General features: G+C 42.0%; 12 protein-coding genes. 5 read left to right on the forward strand and 7 right to left on the reverse strand.

The genetic code is table 11. The features are described 5' to 3' along the window. Positions 1 to 99 precede the first annotated feature (99 nt). Entirely contained in the window at positions 100 to 3,654 is a 3,555-nt protein-coding gene (locus V7K76_RS21875) for an nSTAND1 domain-containing NTPase (RefSeq protein ID WP_335030004.1), read from the forward strand. A gap of 62 nt (positions 3,655 to 3,716) precedes the next feature. Here V7K76_RS21875 and V7K76_RS21880 read toward each other — a convergent pair whose 3' ends face one another. Beyond that, on the reverse strand, positions 3,717 to 3,872 hold the full coding sequence (locus V7K76_RS21880; RefSeq protein WP_334779725.1) for a hypothetical protein: 156 nt from the start codon (positions 3,870 to 3,872) through the stop codon (positions 3,717 to 3,719). 393 nt (positions 3,873 to 4,265) lie between these two features. On the opposite strand from V7K76_RS21880, the gene V7K76_RS21885 reads away from it, so the two are divergent. From V7K76_RS21885 to V7K76_RS21895, 3 genes are all read left to right on the forward strand, one after another. Then, complete coding sequence (locus V7K76_RS21885) at positions 4,266 to 5,555, forward strand: glucose-1-phosphate adenylyltransferase (protein WP_334779723.1); 1,290 nt, start codon at positions 4,266 to 4,268, stop codon at positions 5,553 to 5,555. 54 nt (positions 5,556 to 5,609) lie between these two features. Continuing rightward, on the forward strand, positions 5,610 to 6,227 hold the full coding sequence (locus tag V7K76_RS21890; protein ID WP_334779722.1) for an AAA family ATPase: 618 nt from the start codon (positions 5,610 to 5,612) through the stop codon (positions 6,225 to 6,227). Between the two features lie 113 nt (positions 6,228 to 6,340). Further along, positions 6,341 to 7,336 (forward strand): DnaJ C-terminal domain-containing protein, encoded by a 996-nt coding sequence (locus tag V7K76_RS21895; RefSeq protein ID WP_334779721.1) that lies wholly within the window; start codon positions 6,341 to 6,343, stop codon positions 7,334 to 7,336. Between the two features lie 72 nt (positions 7,337 to 7,408). Here the strand turns inward: V7K76_RS21895 and V7K76_RS21900 are convergent, their stop codons facing one another. The 3 genes from V7K76_RS21900 to V7K76_RS21910 form a co-directional block, all read right to left on the reverse strand. Further along, positions 7,409 to 8,062, reverse strand: a complete 654-nt coding sequence (locus V7K76_RS21900) for a glutathione S-transferase family protein (protein WP_334779720.1) — start codon at positions 8,060 to 8,062, stop codon at positions 7,409 to 7,411. Positions 8,063 to 8,292: 230 nt separating this feature from the next. Next, positions 8,293 to 8,829, reverse strand: coding sequence for a peroxiredoxin family protein (locus tag V7K76_RS21905; RefSeq protein WP_334779719.1), 537 nt, complete (start codon positions 8,827 to 8,829; stop codon positions 8,293 to 8,295). Between the two features lie 201 nt (positions 8,830 to 9,030). Next, complete coding sequence (locus tag V7K76_RS21910; protein ID WP_334779718.1) at positions 9,031 to 9,642, reverse strand: peroxiredoxin; 612 nt, start codon at positions 9,640 to 9,642, stop codon at positions 9,031 to 9,033. A 131-nt stretch (positions 9,643 to 9,773) separates the two neighbouring features. On the opposite strand from V7K76_RS21910, the gene V7K76_RS21915 reads away from it, so the two are divergent. Further along, the gene (locus tag V7K76_RS21915; RefSeq protein ID WP_334779717.1) at positions 9,774 to 11,933 is read left to right on the forward strand and encodes an amylo-alpha-1,6-glucosidase; all 2,160 of its coding nucleotides are present in this window, start codon (positions 9,774 to 9,776) and stop codon (positions 11,931 to 11,933) included. Positions 11,934 to 12,188: 255 nt separating this feature from the next. Here V7K76_RS21915 and V7K76_RS21920 read toward each other — a convergent pair whose 3' ends face one another. From V7K76_RS21920 to V7K76_RS21930, 3 genes are all read right to left on the reverse strand, one after another. Next, entirely contained in the window at positions 12,189 to 12,848 is a 660-nt protein-coding gene (locus V7K76_RS21920; protein WP_334779716.1) for a Uma2 family endonuclease, read from the reverse strand. A 142-nt stretch (positions 12,849 to 12,990) separates the two neighbouring features. Continuing rightward, positions 12,991 to 14,226 (reverse strand): LL-diaminopimelate aminotransferase, encoded by a 1,236-nt coding sequence (locus V7K76_RS21925; RefSeq protein WP_334779715.1) that lies wholly within the window; start codon positions 14,224 to 14,226, stop codon positions 12,991 to 12,993. 228 nt (positions 14,227 to 14,454) lie between these two features. After that, positions 14,455 to 15,807 (reverse strand): NAD(P)/FAD-dependent oxidoreductase, encoded by a 1,353-nt coding sequence (locus tag V7K76_RS21930; RefSeq protein ID WP_334779714.1) that lies wholly within the window; start codon positions 15,805 to 15,807, stop codon positions 14,455 to 14,457. Positions 15,808 to 16,133: the final 326 nt, after the last annotated feature.

Raw genomic sequence — 16,133 nt, forward strand, 5'->3', positions numbered from 1 at the left:
TGCTTGCAGAAAAATAACAGATGGTATTGTTTCTAATAACACAGCCATTGATTGTGTCTGTCAAGATTATCCCGCATTTACCAACCCAAGGTGTGTTAAATGGCACGATACGCGCTTGTTATTGGCATCGCTGAGTATGTCAGCCCATCATTACCGCGTTTGTCGAAGACTACAAATGATGCTGAAGCGATCGCGCAACTCTTAGAGCAATATGGTGATTTCCAGTCTGTACAAAGACTACCACAGCGTTGGAATAAAGATAAAAAAGGCTATGAAATGGCAGCGTCAAAAGTTACTGGCGCTCAACTTGGCCAAGATTTGAGAACATTCCTGCTAGAGCAAGCAACTAATAATGAAGCGCTGATTTATTTTAGCGGACACGGTTTTACTATTTCCGATAACTTGGGACAACAAAAGGGATATTTGGCAAGTTCTGATTGTCAGATTGAATTTAAGGAAAACGAAAATGTTGAACAAAAATATGGCATTCCCCTGGATAGCCTTAACGACTTAATTCGAGCTTCGCAATTGAGTAGTTTAGTGATGCTACTCGATTGCTGTCATAGTGGCTATTTTCTGGAAAGACAGTTAATAGAAAGAACTCTTAACGCTTTCAGTTCGCAAAAAGATTATTACTTAATTACAGCTTGTCGCGGCTTTGAAAGTGCGGGAGTGATTAAAAGTGAAGAATACAGCATTTTCACAGGTGCAGTTGTTAAGGGATTGACAGCAGAAAATGTAGGTAGTAGTAGGCGAATAAGTGGCGATCGCTTGTTTGATTTTGTCAGCAACGAGCTTAAAGGTTCCGTACAGGAGCCGATTCGCATGGGTTGGGGACGTTCCATTACTTTGGTAACTTATCCCCAATTAGATGTTACCACATCCGAAAAAATTGCTTTCAATCAGGAAAATCCTTATCGGGGGCTTTATGCTTTTGAATCAGAGCAAGCGCAATATTTCTGTGGACGAGAAGAAGCAGTTCGTACCCTAATTTTGCGTTTAGCAGAGAGTCGATTTTTGGCTGTAATTGGCTATTCAGGTAGTGGGAAATCTTCCTTAGTAAAAGCGGGTTTGTTACCACAACTAAAAGGCGATCGTCTCCCTGGAAGCAGTGAATGGGCGATCGCATCTTTTACACCAGGAGAGCATCCATTAGGTAAATTAGTTGACATTTTAGCTCGACAACAGCAGCAAAATAAACCGCATCTATTATTTATCGATCAATTTGAAGAAATATTTACCCTGTGTCAAGACGATGAGGAACGCAAAACTTTTATCCGCTTAATAGCACAGGAAGTAAAAAAGGCTGAGGTAGAAACGCGGATAATTTTGACAATTCGCGGTGATTTCTTAAATCGTTGTGCTGACTATCGAGAAATTATTACTCTCATTAATAATATTCCTCCCACATCATTCATCATCACACCGATGTCTTTTGCTGAGTTAGAAGAAGCAATTGAAAAACCAGCAAAATTACATGGGGTAACATTTGAACGTGGTTTAGTTTCACAAATTTCCGCCGATGTAGTCAACCGTCCTGGTGTACTACCCATACTGCAATATGCGCTTAAGGAATTGTGGCGAGTTTGCATTGAAGAACCGGAATCGCCAGAACCACTTTTAACTCGTAAAGGTTATGAAGAAATTGGTGGAGTTAAAGGAGCTTTAGACAAACGAGCGACAATTTTGTATCAAAGTTTAACAACTGTAGATCAAGCCTTTGCGCGTTGCTTGTTTATGGAATTAGTGCAGTTAGGTGAAGCTGGAGAAGTGACGCGGCGGCGTGCTAGCTGGGAGAGATTAGAAGTAGTTGCAGATTCTCCACAACAATTGCAAAGGGTTGTAGGATTACTGGCAGGTTCCCAACAACGTTTAATTATCACCGATCAAAATACTGTAGAAGTTGCTCATGAAGCGCTTTTATCTGAGTGGAAATTATTAAATAGTTGGATTACTGAAAATCTGGAGAATATTCGTCTGATTCGTTCTTTAGAGGAAGATTGCCAGGAATGGCTACAAAGATTTAATAAATTAGATGAAGCACTATTGGCAGGTGCAAAGTTGGCTGTAATTTCTGAATGGGTGAATAAGACTCAGCCCAGACTTACGCCATTAGAATCAGAATTTTTGCATAAGAGTTTGGAGAGACGCGGCAGACAAATTCAAGCTCAACTACAGCAAGAACGCCAATTGCGAGAAGCGGCGGAAGCTAGAGCTAATGCGGAGGCGGAAAAAGTTAAACAGCAAAAAGCTAAAGTTAAAGCTGAAAGGCAAAGAACTCAAGCATTTGCAGCTTTAGCAGTCGTATTAATTGCATTATCAGCATTGTGGGTTAAATCCGAAAAGGATAATACAGAAGTAGTCAAAATGGGAGAAGTCAAAATAGGAGAAGTCAATACATGGATTAAAGTGTCTCAAACATTCTTTGAAGATAATAGACAAATTGAAGCATTAATGGCAAGTGTACAAGCACTCCAGCGACTAAAAAATATAGATGAGAAAGACCCTGAACAGCTTAAGCGACTGGAATCCATTATCTATACTGTCAAAGAGCATAATCGATTAGAAGGTCATAAAAGTAGCGTTTGGGGCGTGAGTTTTAGTCCTGACGGAAAAATAGCCTCTTCTAGTGACGACAAGCTAATCAAGATTTGGGATAAAAATGGCAAGTTATTATACGATTTGCCCGGGCATACTGGTGGAGTTTGGAGTGTAAGATTTAGCCATAATGGAAAATTTCTAGCCTCTACAAGCCAAGATAAAACGTTCAAACTTTGGAATATAGACGCGAAAGAAAATAAACTGATAAAAACTTTTACAGGTCACAATAATACTGTTTATGATGTTAGTTTTAGTCGAGATGATAAAATTATTGCTTCTGGTGATCGTGATGGAATCATCAAAGTTTGGTACACTGATATTCAAGATAACCCACATCAACCCATTAACACATTAAATATCGGGGAATTACTTAAAAAGGAGGGATATAATATAAATAAACCACCTCGAGTTAACAGTCTAGACATTGATCCTAATGACAGTTCAAAAATTGCTTACGTTGATGATGATGGTAGTGTTAGAATTTGGGATTGGGAAAAAAAGGATACTCCCCCAGAAAACATTGGTACACATGGTAAAAGAGCTTTGCTTATAGTTAGATATAGTTTGCAGAGAAAAAACTTACTGGCTTCTGCCGATGAGGATGGTAATATATTTATCTGGAATACTAAAAATAAACAGAAAAAACCGATAGCAATAATCAAGAATGCTCACGCAAGTATAATATACGGCTTAGATTTTAGTCCTAATGGTAAAGTGCTCGCTTCTGGCGGTGTTGATCAAACTGTAAAGGTGTGGGATGTAGATAAAGCTATTAATGGAGAAGGTTCTTTAATAGCAACTTTGAAAGGACACACTCTGCAAGTTAATCGGTTAGAGTTTAGTCGTGATGGCAATATAATTGCTTCTTCCAGTAACGATGGAACTGTAAGACTCTGGAAGTGGCAAAGCAGTTATAGAAAAGATGTTACGGCTGAAGTGGAAAACTTGTTGAAATATAGCTGTAACTTTTTAGAAGAATATTTACAAACCAATAAAAATATACCAGATTATTTGAATAATCAATCTGGTATCTGCTCTTTTAAAGAAAAGTGAACAACTTCACTATTTAGAATGCTGTTTTAGTCGTCAATTTTATCCTTATTTCTTGCTTGGGTTTACTTGCTTGGTTTTATGGGAATGATGCCTTGAATGCCTTGAAAGTCTTTATCTGGAATATGTTCATTAGGATTTTCTTGAGTTGTTCCTTGAGTTGGTTCATTTGGCTTTTTTTGATTATCTGTGTTAGAATTGGAGTTTTTAACGTTCGCCATATATCTGTCACCCTATTTTAAATAAGTTAGCTTAATAGCTGGCTTTTAACTTGCTTTTAGCCAACTGTAAGTGAATACACTATAGAAACAATATTTTACGGATTACATATAGAACTTTTTTAGATTTATTTTTATCACGAGGTTTGTTACAGACTATTTACCTTTTTCCTTTGCAAGCTGTCTCACATGGATAAAATTCTACGCGAGGGATGTGTAGTCGAAGTTTCCTACACTTTTCACCCCAATTAATACAAATGTTCTAATTACAGCACTATCGATTACTACCAGCATTCTGTAAAATTCATCCTAAAGAATCAGATGATCCCCCTTACCTGTGGTGGCAGACAGTCCTAAACTGAAGATGAGAGTTGAAAGGCAGCTGGGAGAAATTTTGTGAAAAAAGTTTTATCAATCATTCTTGGTGGTGGCGCGGGTACTCGACTTTACCCGCTAACCAAACTCCGCGCTAAACCAGCAGTACCAGTAGCGGGTAAGTACCGCCTAATCGATATCCCTGTTAGTAACTGCATAAATTCCGAAATATTCAAAATCTACGTCCTGACACAATTCAACTCAGCTTCCCTGAATCGTCATATCGCCCGTACCTACAACTTTACTGGCTTCAATGAAGGCTTTGTAGAAGTGCTAGCCGCACAACAAACACCAGAAAACCCTAACTGGTTCCAAGGTACAGCCGATGCTGTACGTCAGTACCTGTGGTTAATGGAAGAATGGGATGTTGAAGAATATCTAATTCTCTCAGGCGATCACCTCTACCGCATGGATTATCGCCAGTTTATCCAGCGCCATCGGGAAACGGGGGCTGATATTACTCTCTCAGTCATCCCCATCGATGAGCGCCGTGCTTCAGATTTTGGCTTGATGAAAATTGACAATTCTGGTAGGGTAATTGACTTTAGCGAAAAACCCAAAGGTGAAGCGTTACTCCAAATGCAAGTTGATACAAGCGTACTGGGATTATCAAAAGAACAAGCCCAGCAACAGCCTTACATCGCCTCAATGGGGATTTATGTCTTTAAAAAAGAGGTTTTGTTCAAGTTGTTGAGAGAAGGTATAGAAAGGACTGATTTCGGCAAAGAAATTATTCCTGATGCCTCTAAAGATTACAACGTTCAAGCTTACCTTTTTGATGACTACTGGGAAGATATTGGAACAATTGAGGCATTTTATCATGCCAATTTAGCCCTGACTCAGCAGCCCCAGCCACCTTTTAGTTTCTACGATGAAAAAGCACCAATTTATACCCGCGCTCGTTACTTACCTCCAACTAAACTTTTAGATTGCCACATCACAGAATCAATTATCGGCGAAGGTTGTATTCTGAAAAATTGCCGCATTCAACATTCAGTTTTAGGAGTGCGATCGCGGATTGAATCTGGCTGTGTCATCGAAGAATCTTTGCTCATGGGTGCAGATTTTTACCAACCTTCTGTGGAACGCCAATCCAATGTAGAAAAAGGTAACATTCCTGTAGGTATCGGTACTGATACACTCATTCGTGGTGCCATCATCGATAAAAACGCCAGCATCGGTCACGATGTCAAGATTATCAATAAAGATAACGTGCAGGAAGCTGAACGGGAAAATCAAGGTTTCTACATCCGCAGTGGCATCGTTGTCGTGTTGAAAAATGCTGTAATTCCCGATGGAACAATCATTTAATAGTGCTGAGTTGTGAGTGCTGAGTGCTGAGTTAAGATTTATAAGTTATGAGTTATGAATAAAACTTCCAATCACTCTTCACTCCTAACTTCTTACTCAGCACGGGCTGAACGCCCCGCTACCGCTAACAGCACTCAGCACGGGCTAAACGCCCCGCTACCGCTAACAGCACTCATTTTGCTGATTGGTCTTCCAGGTAGCGGTAAGTCAACTTTAGCAAAACAATTACTGGCAGAATGCCCCCAGATGCCACTGATTTCTACAGATGACATCCGGGGGCAATTGTTCGGTTCCCAAGCTGTTCAGGGGTCGTGGCTGCTGATTTGGCAGGAAGTAAAACGGCAATTTCAGCAAGCTATTTCCACAAATAATACAGCTATTTTCGATGCCACTAATGCCCAGCGCCACCATCGCCATGAAGTTATTGCCTTAGCTCGTGACTTGGGCTTTACCCACATTACGGGAATTTGGGTGGATACACCAGTTTGGCTGTGTTTGGCACGGAATAAAAGGCGATCGCGCCAGGTTCCTGAAGAAGTTATTTTGCGGATGCACCGTCAACTCCGGGATGCTCCCCCAAGTCTGGAAGAAGGACTAGACAACCTGATCCGCCGATCAGAAAAATTGGAGTACGGAAATTGCGATCGCTTGGTGAGCGAGAACCACACTTGATTTTATATATTTTTTGTTAACTTAAAATCAGATTATTTTTGCTTGGCACTATACCAGGCAAATTAAACATCTTAAAAAAAAACATAACGGGAATTTCTATAGGAGGCTGGTAGATGGCTGCAACCGACTTCAAGGACTATTACGCTATTTTGGGAGTCAGTAAGACTGCCAGTCCAGAGGAAATTAAACAAGCCTTTCGTAAATTAGCCCGCAAATATCACCCTGATGTCAACCCAAACAACAAACAGGCAGAGGCACGCTTCAAAGAAGTTAGCGAAGCCTACGAGGTTGTGTCAGACCCAGATAAACGCAAAAAATACGACCAATTCGGTCAATATTGGAAACAAGCTGGTGAAGGTTTCCCATCTGGCGGTGTTGGCACCGATATGGGTAACTTTGACTTCAGTCAATACGGAAATTTTGATGAGTTCATCAATGAGTTGCTAGGACGTTTTGGTGGTGCTGCGCCTCGCGGTGGGCAACAAAGTTACTCTTACCGCCCTCCTACAGGCGCGCCAAGTGGTTTTGGCGGCTTTAACGATTTTGCGTTTCAAGATGCAGGTGCGGGTACTAGCCAAGATAGTGAAGCTGTGATCGCTCTAACTCTAGCTGAAGCATTTCATGGTGTGCAAAAACGCTTTAGTTTAGGTAACGAAACAATAGATGTTCGCATCCCATCTGGGGCTAAAACTGGTACTCGCTTGCGCGTGCGGGGCAAAGGTCAAATTAACCCTATGACTAAGCAACGCGGGGATTTATATTTAAAAGTCGAACTTCAACCGCACTCGTTTTTCCAAATGGAAGGCGAGAACTTGGTGTGCGAAGTGGCAATCACACCAGATGAAGCTACTTTGGGAGCGTCTATTGATGTACCCACTCCCGATGGTTCAGTTAATGTCAAGCTACCAGCAGGAGTGCGTTCTGGTCAATCTCTGCGTTTGCGTGGCAAGGGTTGGCCTCTAGCTAAGGGTGGACGTGGCGATCAGTTGGTGAAAGTGGCGATCGTCCCACCAAAAGACCTCAGCCCACAAGAACGAGAATATTATGAAAAAATCCGCGCTATACGTACTTATAATCCCCGCAGTCATTTGAACCAAGTCAGACTTTGAATATTTTTGATTGTAGAGGCGCGAAGCGGCAAGAAGTGCAACTTTGCGTTTCTAAATTCATTAGGGATAAATTTACTTTGCCATTCTCGCCACCACAATGGACTTAAACGCTTCTACTACCTCCGGTGTAGGCTCGGTAGCTTGCCACGTTGTCCGTGCTACTAAGCGATCGCACCAAGCACTTAGTTTGGGATAATCACTTAAGGAAATGCCTACTCTCGGCAACCGCGTTACCACAGTTCCAGCTACAACTTCGGCAAAAGTGAGGTTGTGACTAGCAAAGTAAGGGCGATGGTCTAATAAATTTTCAAAAAACTTTAGCACTGTGGTAATTTTATGCAGTGCCTTCTCGATTTTTTCTGGATCTCCTCCAGGCAAGCCTAGATACTGAGGTAAAAATATGCTGGTTGCGGGCAAAAGCTCATTCACAGTTACTAGTTGTACCATACGTGCGATCGCTAAATCCTTGGCATCTTTAGGCAACATCGCAGGTGTTGGATATTTTATCTCTAAATAGTCCAAAATTGCTAAGGATTCCACTACATTAAAGCCATCATCCACCAACACTGGAATATGATGGAAAGGGTTAATTGTCAAAAACTCCGGTTTAAACTGCTCTCCATCCAGTTTTATCTCTACCAATTCAAACTCAAGTCCTTTTTCCAGTAGAGTAATCCAGACGCGACGCGAGTTGGGAGAAATCGACGCGTGATGAAGTGTCAGCATGAAAAACCTCACAGTTTTATAAGTAAGGCGGACAATGCCAATTTTACACCTTATAAGTAAGTCGGTGAGAAAAATTCAATGTATATGAATAAATATAAATTAGCTGTAGGGTGTGTTATGCCGTAGGCTAACTTCCTTGAGATTGTTGACGGTGCGTTGCGCTTTGCGACAACACACCCTACATTAAAATTCCTTAACATAGCTGGAAATATTAGCACCGACTTACTTACTCAATTGAATTGTTCTAATAATGTCTCAACGCTAGCATTATGATCCAGAAAAGAAAATAAATGCCAGTAGCGGAGTTTTCCTTCTTTATCTAATATAAATTGGGCTGGTAAAGGCGCTCCCAGTGCTTGTCCTACTTGATAGGTACGAAATACTCTACAACTAGGATTGCTCAGTAATGGCATTTGCAAGCCTAAATCTCTCACAACTATTTGACTCTGCCGTTCATCGGTACTAGTAATCATTAAAACTTCTATACCGAGTTTTTTAAATCGTTCATAGTTTTCATTTAACTCTTTGATGTGAGGAAAACAAAAAGGACAATATTGCTTTTCGGTAAAGATGCGAGTAAAGGCAATTAACACAGGTTGCTTACCTTTATAATCAGACAATTTTACTAATCTTCCGTTAGTAATATCTGGCAGTTGAAAGTCTGGTGTTCCCACTCCCAATCTGAGCTTATTGCTAGCTGGAACTGGTAAGAAATTACGGAAGAATCGCTCATTTAATAAGCCCCTAAAATCATTTGAAGTAAGCATAATAAAATTTTAGATTTTTGATTTTTGATTTTGGATTGTTAAAAAGTTATTGGATAAGCGTTTGAGCGTTTCATATTTAATGAAAAAACCATAGATATATACGGAGGTTGACATTGTTGAATGTATATCTCTGTTTATCTATGGTTTTCATTGATTTTACTCTCAACTCCAACAGTATGGATTAGAGTTTGCTAGCTAAATTTAGACAGCAGAGAAGTAGACTTTAGACTTCACTGGGTCAGGATTGAGTGTTTTGTCACCAGGTTGCCAACCAGCTGGGCAAACTTCATCGGGGTGAGACTGAACATACTGAATTGCTTGTAATGTCCGCAGGGTTTCATCAACGCTACGACCAAAAGCTAGATTGTTAATGGTGGCGTGCTGTATGATACCATCTTTATCGATGATGAATAGACCACGCAGGGCAATGCCTGCTGCTGGGTCAAGAACGTTGTAAGCGGCGCTAATTTCTTTCTTGATGTCGGAGACTAGAGGATAATTCAAGTCGCCAACGCCACCAGATTTACGATCTGTTTGAATCCAAGCGAGGTGGGAGAATTCACTGTCAACGGAAGCCCCAAGGACTTCAGTATTGATTTTCTTGAATTCTTCGTAGCGATCGCTAAATGCTGTAATTTCAGTAGGACAAACAAAGGTAAAGTCTAGTGGGTAGAAAAACAGGACGACATACTTACCGCGATAATCGGAAAGTTTGATTGTCTTAAATTCCTGATCTACTACAGCAGTTGCTGTGAAATCGGGAGCTTGTTGACCAACGCGGAGGCTTCCTTCGGTTCCGTAAGTAAGGGACATTAACCTAATTCTCCTTTATCGGTTTATTAGCGTTGAAATTCGGGTTAGGTAAAACTCACCCATCCACGCTCTCACAGTTTAATTACGATCTGTTACGACTATATCATACTCATAACGATTTTGAGTAGCAAATGCCTGATTTAGATACAAGAGAATGGTTGCTTACCAATGGCTTAGGAAGTTTTGCCAGTGGTACTGTTTCTGGTGTCCGCACACGTACTTATCATGGTTGGCTGTTTGCCGCGACAAACCCGCCTTCTGGGAGGACTCTGCTGTTTTCGCACCTAGAAGCTAGTTTGGAAATATTAGGGAGCGTTGTGTCACTAGGGACAAATTTTTGGGGTAAAAATCAGATTGAGCGGACAGGCTACGAACTGCTACGCAATTTTGATATTAACCCAGTTCCAAAATGGACTTGGGGTCAAGATAACTGGCAGTTAACCAGAGAGTTAGTGATGCCTTATGGGTTGGTGGGGGCTGGGGACTGGGGACTGGGGATTGGGGACAAGGGGACAAGGGAACAAGGGGACAAGCAATGCCCAATTCCCAATTCCCCTGCCCAATTTTGCCATCGAATTTTAATTCAGTATCGCTATGAGGGAAATCATACAGCGATTTTACGGTTGCGACTGTTGATAGCAGAACGTGACTTTCACCACCAGCAGACATATAGTCAAGAATTAAAGTTCTCACAATTGCTAGGGCAACAGCAAGTCTGTCTACAAGGAATCAATTCTGGACATTTCGGTATACCTTGGCACTTGCGCTGGACACAGGGAAATTATCAACCAGATGCAGTTTGGTATTGGGATTATGGATTGTCTGAGGAGACGAAACGGGGATTAGGCGACAAAGAAGACTTGTACAGTCCTGGTTACTTGATAGTCACACTGCAACCAGGAGATACAGTAACTCTAGAAGCGCGAGTAGGTTTTCCTGACTCGGTGTCAGGTATTCTCACCCCTGAAACCTTTGCAGAAGCCGTGGAGGCAGAGCAAGAAAGGCTCTCAAAGATTTTTGGATGGAGTGAGGGACGCAGAGGGGCAGGGGAGCAGAGGAGCAGAGGAGCAGAGGAGCAGGGAAATAATTATGAATGTCCAATGCCCAATGCTCCATGCCCAATGCCCCATGCCCAATTCTCACTCAATCAACAACTACTCAAAGCAAGCGATCAATTTATCGTCTATCGAGCCTCAATTGCAGGCCCTACGGTGATTGCTGGTTATCACTGGTTTAATGACTGGGGACGCGACACATTAATCGCCTTACCGGGGTTGGCACTAGTTCCACAACGCTTTGATCTGGCAAAAGGAGTATTGCGAACTTTTGGGCATTATTGTCGCCACGGTTTGATTCCTAATGCATTTCCTGATATCAATGGTGAACCTATTTATAACAGTATTGATGCGGCGTTGTGGTGGATTGAAACTTTAGGACTTTATTTAGAAGCTACCCAAGACTGGGATTTTTTGGCAGAGCAATTCCCGATAGTACAGCAAATCTACAAAGCATTTGTCGGTGGTACACATTTCAATATCCAGGTCGATGCTACTGATGGGCTAGTTAGTTGGGATACTCGTGGTGTAGCCCTCACTTGGATGGATGTGGTAATTGGATCGCTTCCCGTTACTCCCCGTCACGGAAAGCCAGTGGAAATCAATGCATTGTGGTATTCTGCTTTATGTTGGCTGAGTCAGTGGGCAGAGCGTTTGAGCCAGCTTGAGTATGGCTCGCCAGTGCGTCTCACGAAGCAATCACAGCGTTATGCTCAACAAGCACAACTTGTAAAAACCTCGCTGCAAAAGTTTTGGAATCCTCAGCTAGGTTATTTGTACGATACTATTGAGCCGGACGATCGCCGGAATTTTCAAATTCGTCCTAATGCTGTTTTGGCGTTGTCGCTGCACCATTGCGGATTTTCTGAACAGCAAGGGTGTCAGATATTAGATTTGGCAACTACCAGCTTGCTTACTCCCTATGGTCTTCGCAGTCTTGATCCAGGAGATCCTGAATATAAAGGGAGATATGAGGGCAACCAAGAGCAACGCGATCGCGCTTATCATCAAGGTACTGTTTGGACTTGGCTAATTGGGCCATATATTCGGGCTTGGCAATGTTTTTATCCCCAACAATCGCTGCCTTTTGATTGGCAACCCCTGCTAGATCACTTCCGATTTGACGCTTGTCTTGGTTCTATTTCTGAGATTTTTGATGGCGATTCACCTCACACACCCAGAGGAGCGATCGCTCAAGCTTGGTCGGTTGCCGAAGTAATCCGCCACATTAAATAGTGCTGAGTGATGAGTGATGAGTGCTAATTGTTGAGTTTTGAGTGTTGAGTTTTGAGTGCTGAGTGTGATATATCGCTATAAGTAGCCATCATAAAAGAATGGCATTAATGCCTGTAATCTCTATGGAGTATAGCTTAGAGCTTTTCTTAGTGCCATTCAATCCAGTAGCTATTCTATTAGCCACTAAATAGACATCTCCAGAAATTAAATATGCGTTACCCATAACCCTTGTAGAGACGTAGCAGTGCTACGTCTCTACATTCTTTTTCGGAGATGTCTAATCAACGCTTCTAATTCTTCTAAAGCTTGAAAACTTCCTACTTGCCAACTACGTTCTACAGCAGCAGGGATAATCTGAGTAATAGCTATATCCTCAAAATTAGGACTGGTATTAGATTTTATATATTTCCCCTCTTTCAGTAAATAAATAGAAAGGTTTCCACTGTCGTAAACCCATAATTCTGGGACTCCAATGGCTTCATAAGCATCGAGAGTAGTTTTTGATGTAACATCAGTTTCAATTGCTAAATCTGGCGGCGGATCATCAGGTTGCAAGCGGCGATGACCAATCATCTGTTGATAATTTTGAATATAAAAGCAAGCATCAGGTTCAACTCCTGCCACACCTTGCCGTTTAAAGGTGGTGGAACCAAAAGGTTGGTATCTGATATCTTTAGCCTTCAACAATATTTTGACAATATCAGAAATTAAATCTTTGGGAATTTCATGTTCTGGTAAAGGAGCCATAATTTCTAAAGCACCCTGGCTGTAGGCAACTCGTGTATTTCTTTTGTCTCCCAATTCTTGTAAAATAGATTCAAATTCTTCCCAGCTAACATCAGGAATTGTCACCGTGCTACCAGGTGCTAACTGCATCTGGCTAACAGCTTTGAAAACGAGGATAGCAGCAGTCATGTCGCTTCTCTACGAGACGCCAAGGGCGAACGCTCCAATTCAAAATTCAAAATTCAAAATTCAAAATCTATCAGGTTACGGTGGGCTGTATATCCACCGTAACCTTTAGATTAATAGATTGAGTTTAACAAAAGCGATCGCTCTACACCTTAAACTTCTCGGTAATCCGCTTCATCGCCTCTTCGACATTCTCCCGACTGTTAAACGCTGAAATGCGGAAGTAACCTTCACCCGCAGCACCAAAGCCAGAACCAGGTGTCCCCACAACGTTGACAGTTTGGAGCAGCTTATCAAAGAATTCCCAACTGGATAAACCATTAGGCGTTTTTACCCAAACATAAGGTGCATTCACGCCACCATACACCGCTAATCCGGCGGCTGTGAGTTTCTCGCGGATAATTTTAGCGTTTTCTAGATAGAAACTCACCAATCCTTTGATTTGTGCCTGTCCTTCTTCGGAGTAAACCGCTTCGGCTCCGCGTTGGATGATGTAGGAAACGCCGTTAAATTTGGTAGACTGGCGACGATTCCACAGTTTCCACAGTTCGACATCGGAACCATCAGCGGCTTTTGCGGTGAGTGTCTTCGGTACTACAGTTAACGCGCAACGGGTTCCTGTAAAACCTGCGTTCTTGGAGAAAGACCGAAATTCGATCGCAACTTCTCTTGCACCTTCAATTTCATAAATTGAGTGCGGAATCGCTGGATCGGTAATATAAGCTTCGTAGGCTGCATCAAAGAAAATAATCGAGTTATTAGCTTTGGCATAGTCTACCCAAGCTTTGAGATACTCTTTGGTAGCAGTTGCGCCAGTGGGGTTATTGGGAAAGCAGAGATAAATTAAATCGACTTTCTTTGCGGGAATCTCGGCGGTAAAGTTGTTATCAGCCGTAATTGGTAGATAAACTAAACCTTCAAATTCGCCTTTATCGTTGGCATCCCCAGTATTTCCCACCATTACGTTAGTGTCTACATACACAGGGTAAACTGGGTCAGTAACAGCAATTATATTGTCATGACCAAAAATTTCCAGAATATTGCCCGTGTCGCACTTAGAACCATCGGAGATAAAGATTTCTGAGGCATCTATATCGGCTCCTCGTGCTTGGAAATCATGAGTAGCAATTTTATCCCGCAACCAAGCGTAGCCTTGCTCAGGGCCATAGCCTTTGAAGGTATTGCGATCGCCCATTTCTTCCACAGCTTTAATCATCGCTGTGCGGCAAGCCTCTGGTAGAGGTTCGGTAACATCACCAATGCCCAACCGAATAATTTTAGCATTACTGTTCGCTTCTGCAAAGGCATTCACCCGCCGAGCAATTTCTGGAAACAGATAACCCGCTTTCAGTTTCAGGTAGTTGTTGTTAATAGTTGCCATTATGTAGATTATGAAAAACGCCCTCAAATAGCTTACTGCTAATTTATGAGGGCGGGGAGTAAGAATTTTAGATTTTAGATTTTAGATTTTAGATTGAAATTTAATCCAAAAGACGCTCTCTACGAGACGCTGCGCGAACGCGGACTCGCTCTAAGCGAAGCCATGCCGCAGGCTTTACGCTGCGCTATCGCCAATCCAAAATCCAAAATTGAATTGCCCAATTAGATATTATCGGCTGTTGACTATTTCCTGATGTGTAATTACTGTGGCGATCGCTAATTCGTGAGTGGGTGGTGATTCTTTTCCTGTAATCAATCTTGCTCCGCGATTACGGGTGAAGTAGTTCCACGCCCACTGAATCATTACTACTAATTTGTTGTTAAATTCAATTAAGAAGTAGATGTGAATCACCAGCCAAAATAGCCATGCAAAGAAACCTTTCAGCTTGATAAAGCCTAAATCTACCACGGCAGAATTGTGCCCAATCATCGCTAAACTACCATGATCGGTATAAGCAAAGGGTGGCAAATTTTTACCTGCAAGCCGCTGTTTAATTAATGTTGCGACATATTCACCTTCTTGCTTGGCTACAGGCGCAACACCAGGTAGGGGTTTACCATTTTGATGAGAAAAATTTGCCAAGTCGCCAACTACAAAAATATTGGGATGTCCCTTAACACTCAAGTCAGGTTCAACGATAATCCGTCCAGCGCGATCGCACTCGGCACCTGTGCGTTCTGCTAGCACTTTGCCCATTGCGGAAGCTTTCACACCTGCTGCCCATAATACCGTTTTTGAGGCAATCTCTTTAACTTCATTGCCTTGTTTGAGGGTAACAACATCATTTGCAATATTCGTTACCAATGTTTTTGTCTGGACAATTACCCCCAACCGCGTCAAGGATGCTTCCGCTTCTTGTGATAACTCTGGTGCAAAGGGTGGCAAAATCCGATCCAAACCTTCTAATAACAAAATCTTGGCTTCTGATGTGTCGATGTTGCGGAAATCTTCTTTGAGGGTTTGGTTTGCTAATTCTGCGATTGCACCTGCTAATTCTACACCTGTTGGGCCACCACCCACAATTACAAAAGTTAACCAAGCACGGCGTTTTTCTGGATCGGTTTCATTTTCTGCGGCTTCAAAAGCTGAAAAAATCCGGCTACGCATTTCTATGGCATCTTCTACAGTTTTCAAGCCTGGGGCGAATTCTTCCCAGTTATCTTTGCCAAAGTAGGAATGCTTCGCACCTGTAGCGACAATTAACGTATCGTAAGCTATTGCTTCGTTGCCCACAGTGACTTGTTTGGCTTCTGGATCGATATTATTCACCTCTCCCAGCAGCACTTTCGTATTCTTGCTCTTGCTGAGGACAGAACGCAACGGTGAGGAGATATCAGCAGGAGATAGCGCACCTGTGGCGACTTGATATAAAAGGGGTTGAAATAGATGAAAGTTACGTTTATCGATTAGGGTAACGTTTACTGCCGCCTTGGCGAGTGTTTTTGCCGCATAAAGTCCACCAAAACCACCGCCAACAATAACTACTTGATGGGGTGGATTATTGTCAAGTGAATTTACCATAAGAAATATTATCGTGTATGCCGACTATTGTAACTATTCTTAACAAATTTGTATCAAAAATGTCATCATATATGTTGTATTGCTCTTTACATTTGAAAAAGTATTAAAGTGATCGAGGCTACAGGATGAATCAATTCAAAATTCAAAATTCAAAATTAAATTCAGCTACCTACAAGGGGTGGGGTTTCTAGCTACCTTGGGAAATAAGGATTTTTTCTCGTGCGAACGCTAGGGACTTCCAAGAAATAAATTATCCAAATAAACGAACCACAGAGACAAGGCAGCGCGGTCTTGGGGGTTTCCCCCATGAGCGACTGCCGCGCAGA

This window comes from Nostoc sp. (assembly GCF_036917975.1).
Taxonomy (GTDB): Bacteria; Cyanobacteriota; Cyanobacteriia; order Cyanobacteriales; family Nostocaceae; genus Nostoc.

Bases quoted from the DNA above. Each gene is read 5' to 3' on its own strand.
- V7K76_RS21875 (WP_335030004.1), top strand. From the start codon at position 100: ATGGCACGATACGCGCTTGTTATTGGCATCGCTGAGTATGTCAGCCCA.
- V7K76_RS21880 (WP_334779725.1), bottom strand. From the start codon at position 3,872: ATGGCGAACGTTAAAAACTCCAATTCTAACACAGATAATCAAAAAAAG.
- V7K76_RS21890 (WP_334779722.1), top strand. From the start codon at position 5,610: ATGAATAAAACTTCCAATCACTCTTCACTCCTAACTTCTTACTCAGCA.
- V7K76_RS21895 (WP_334779721.1), top strand. From the start codon at position 6,341: ATGGCTGCAACCGACTTCAAGGACTATTACGCTATTTTGGGAGTCAGT.
- V7K76_RS21900 (WP_334779720.1), bottom strand. From the start codon at position 8,062: ATGCTGACACTTCATCACGCGTCGATTTCTCCCAACTCGCGTCGCGTC.
- V7K76_RS21905 (WP_334779719.1), bottom strand. From the start codon at position 8,829: ATGCTTACTTCAAATGATTTTAGGGGCTTATTAAATGAGCGATTCTTC.
- V7K76_RS21910 (WP_334779718.1), bottom strand. From the start codon at position 9,642: ATGTCCCTTACTTACGGAACCGAAGGAAGCCTCCGCGTTGGTCAACAA.
- V7K76_RS21915 (WP_334779717.1), top strand. From the start codon at position 9,774: ATGCCTGATTTAGATACAAGAGAATGGTTGCTTACCAATGGCTTAGGA.
- V7K76_RS21920 (WP_334779716.1), bottom strand. From the start codon at position 12,848: ATGACTGCTGCTATCCTCGTTTTCAAAGCTGTTAGCCAGATGCAGTTA.
- V7K76_RS21925 (WP_334779715.1), bottom strand. From the start codon at position 14,226: ATGGCAACTATTAACAACAACTACCTGAAACTGAAAGCGGGTTATCTG.
- V7K76_RS21930 (WP_334779714.1), bottom strand. From the start codon at position 15,807: ATGGTAAATTCACTTGACAATAATCCACCCCATCAAGTAGTTATTGTT.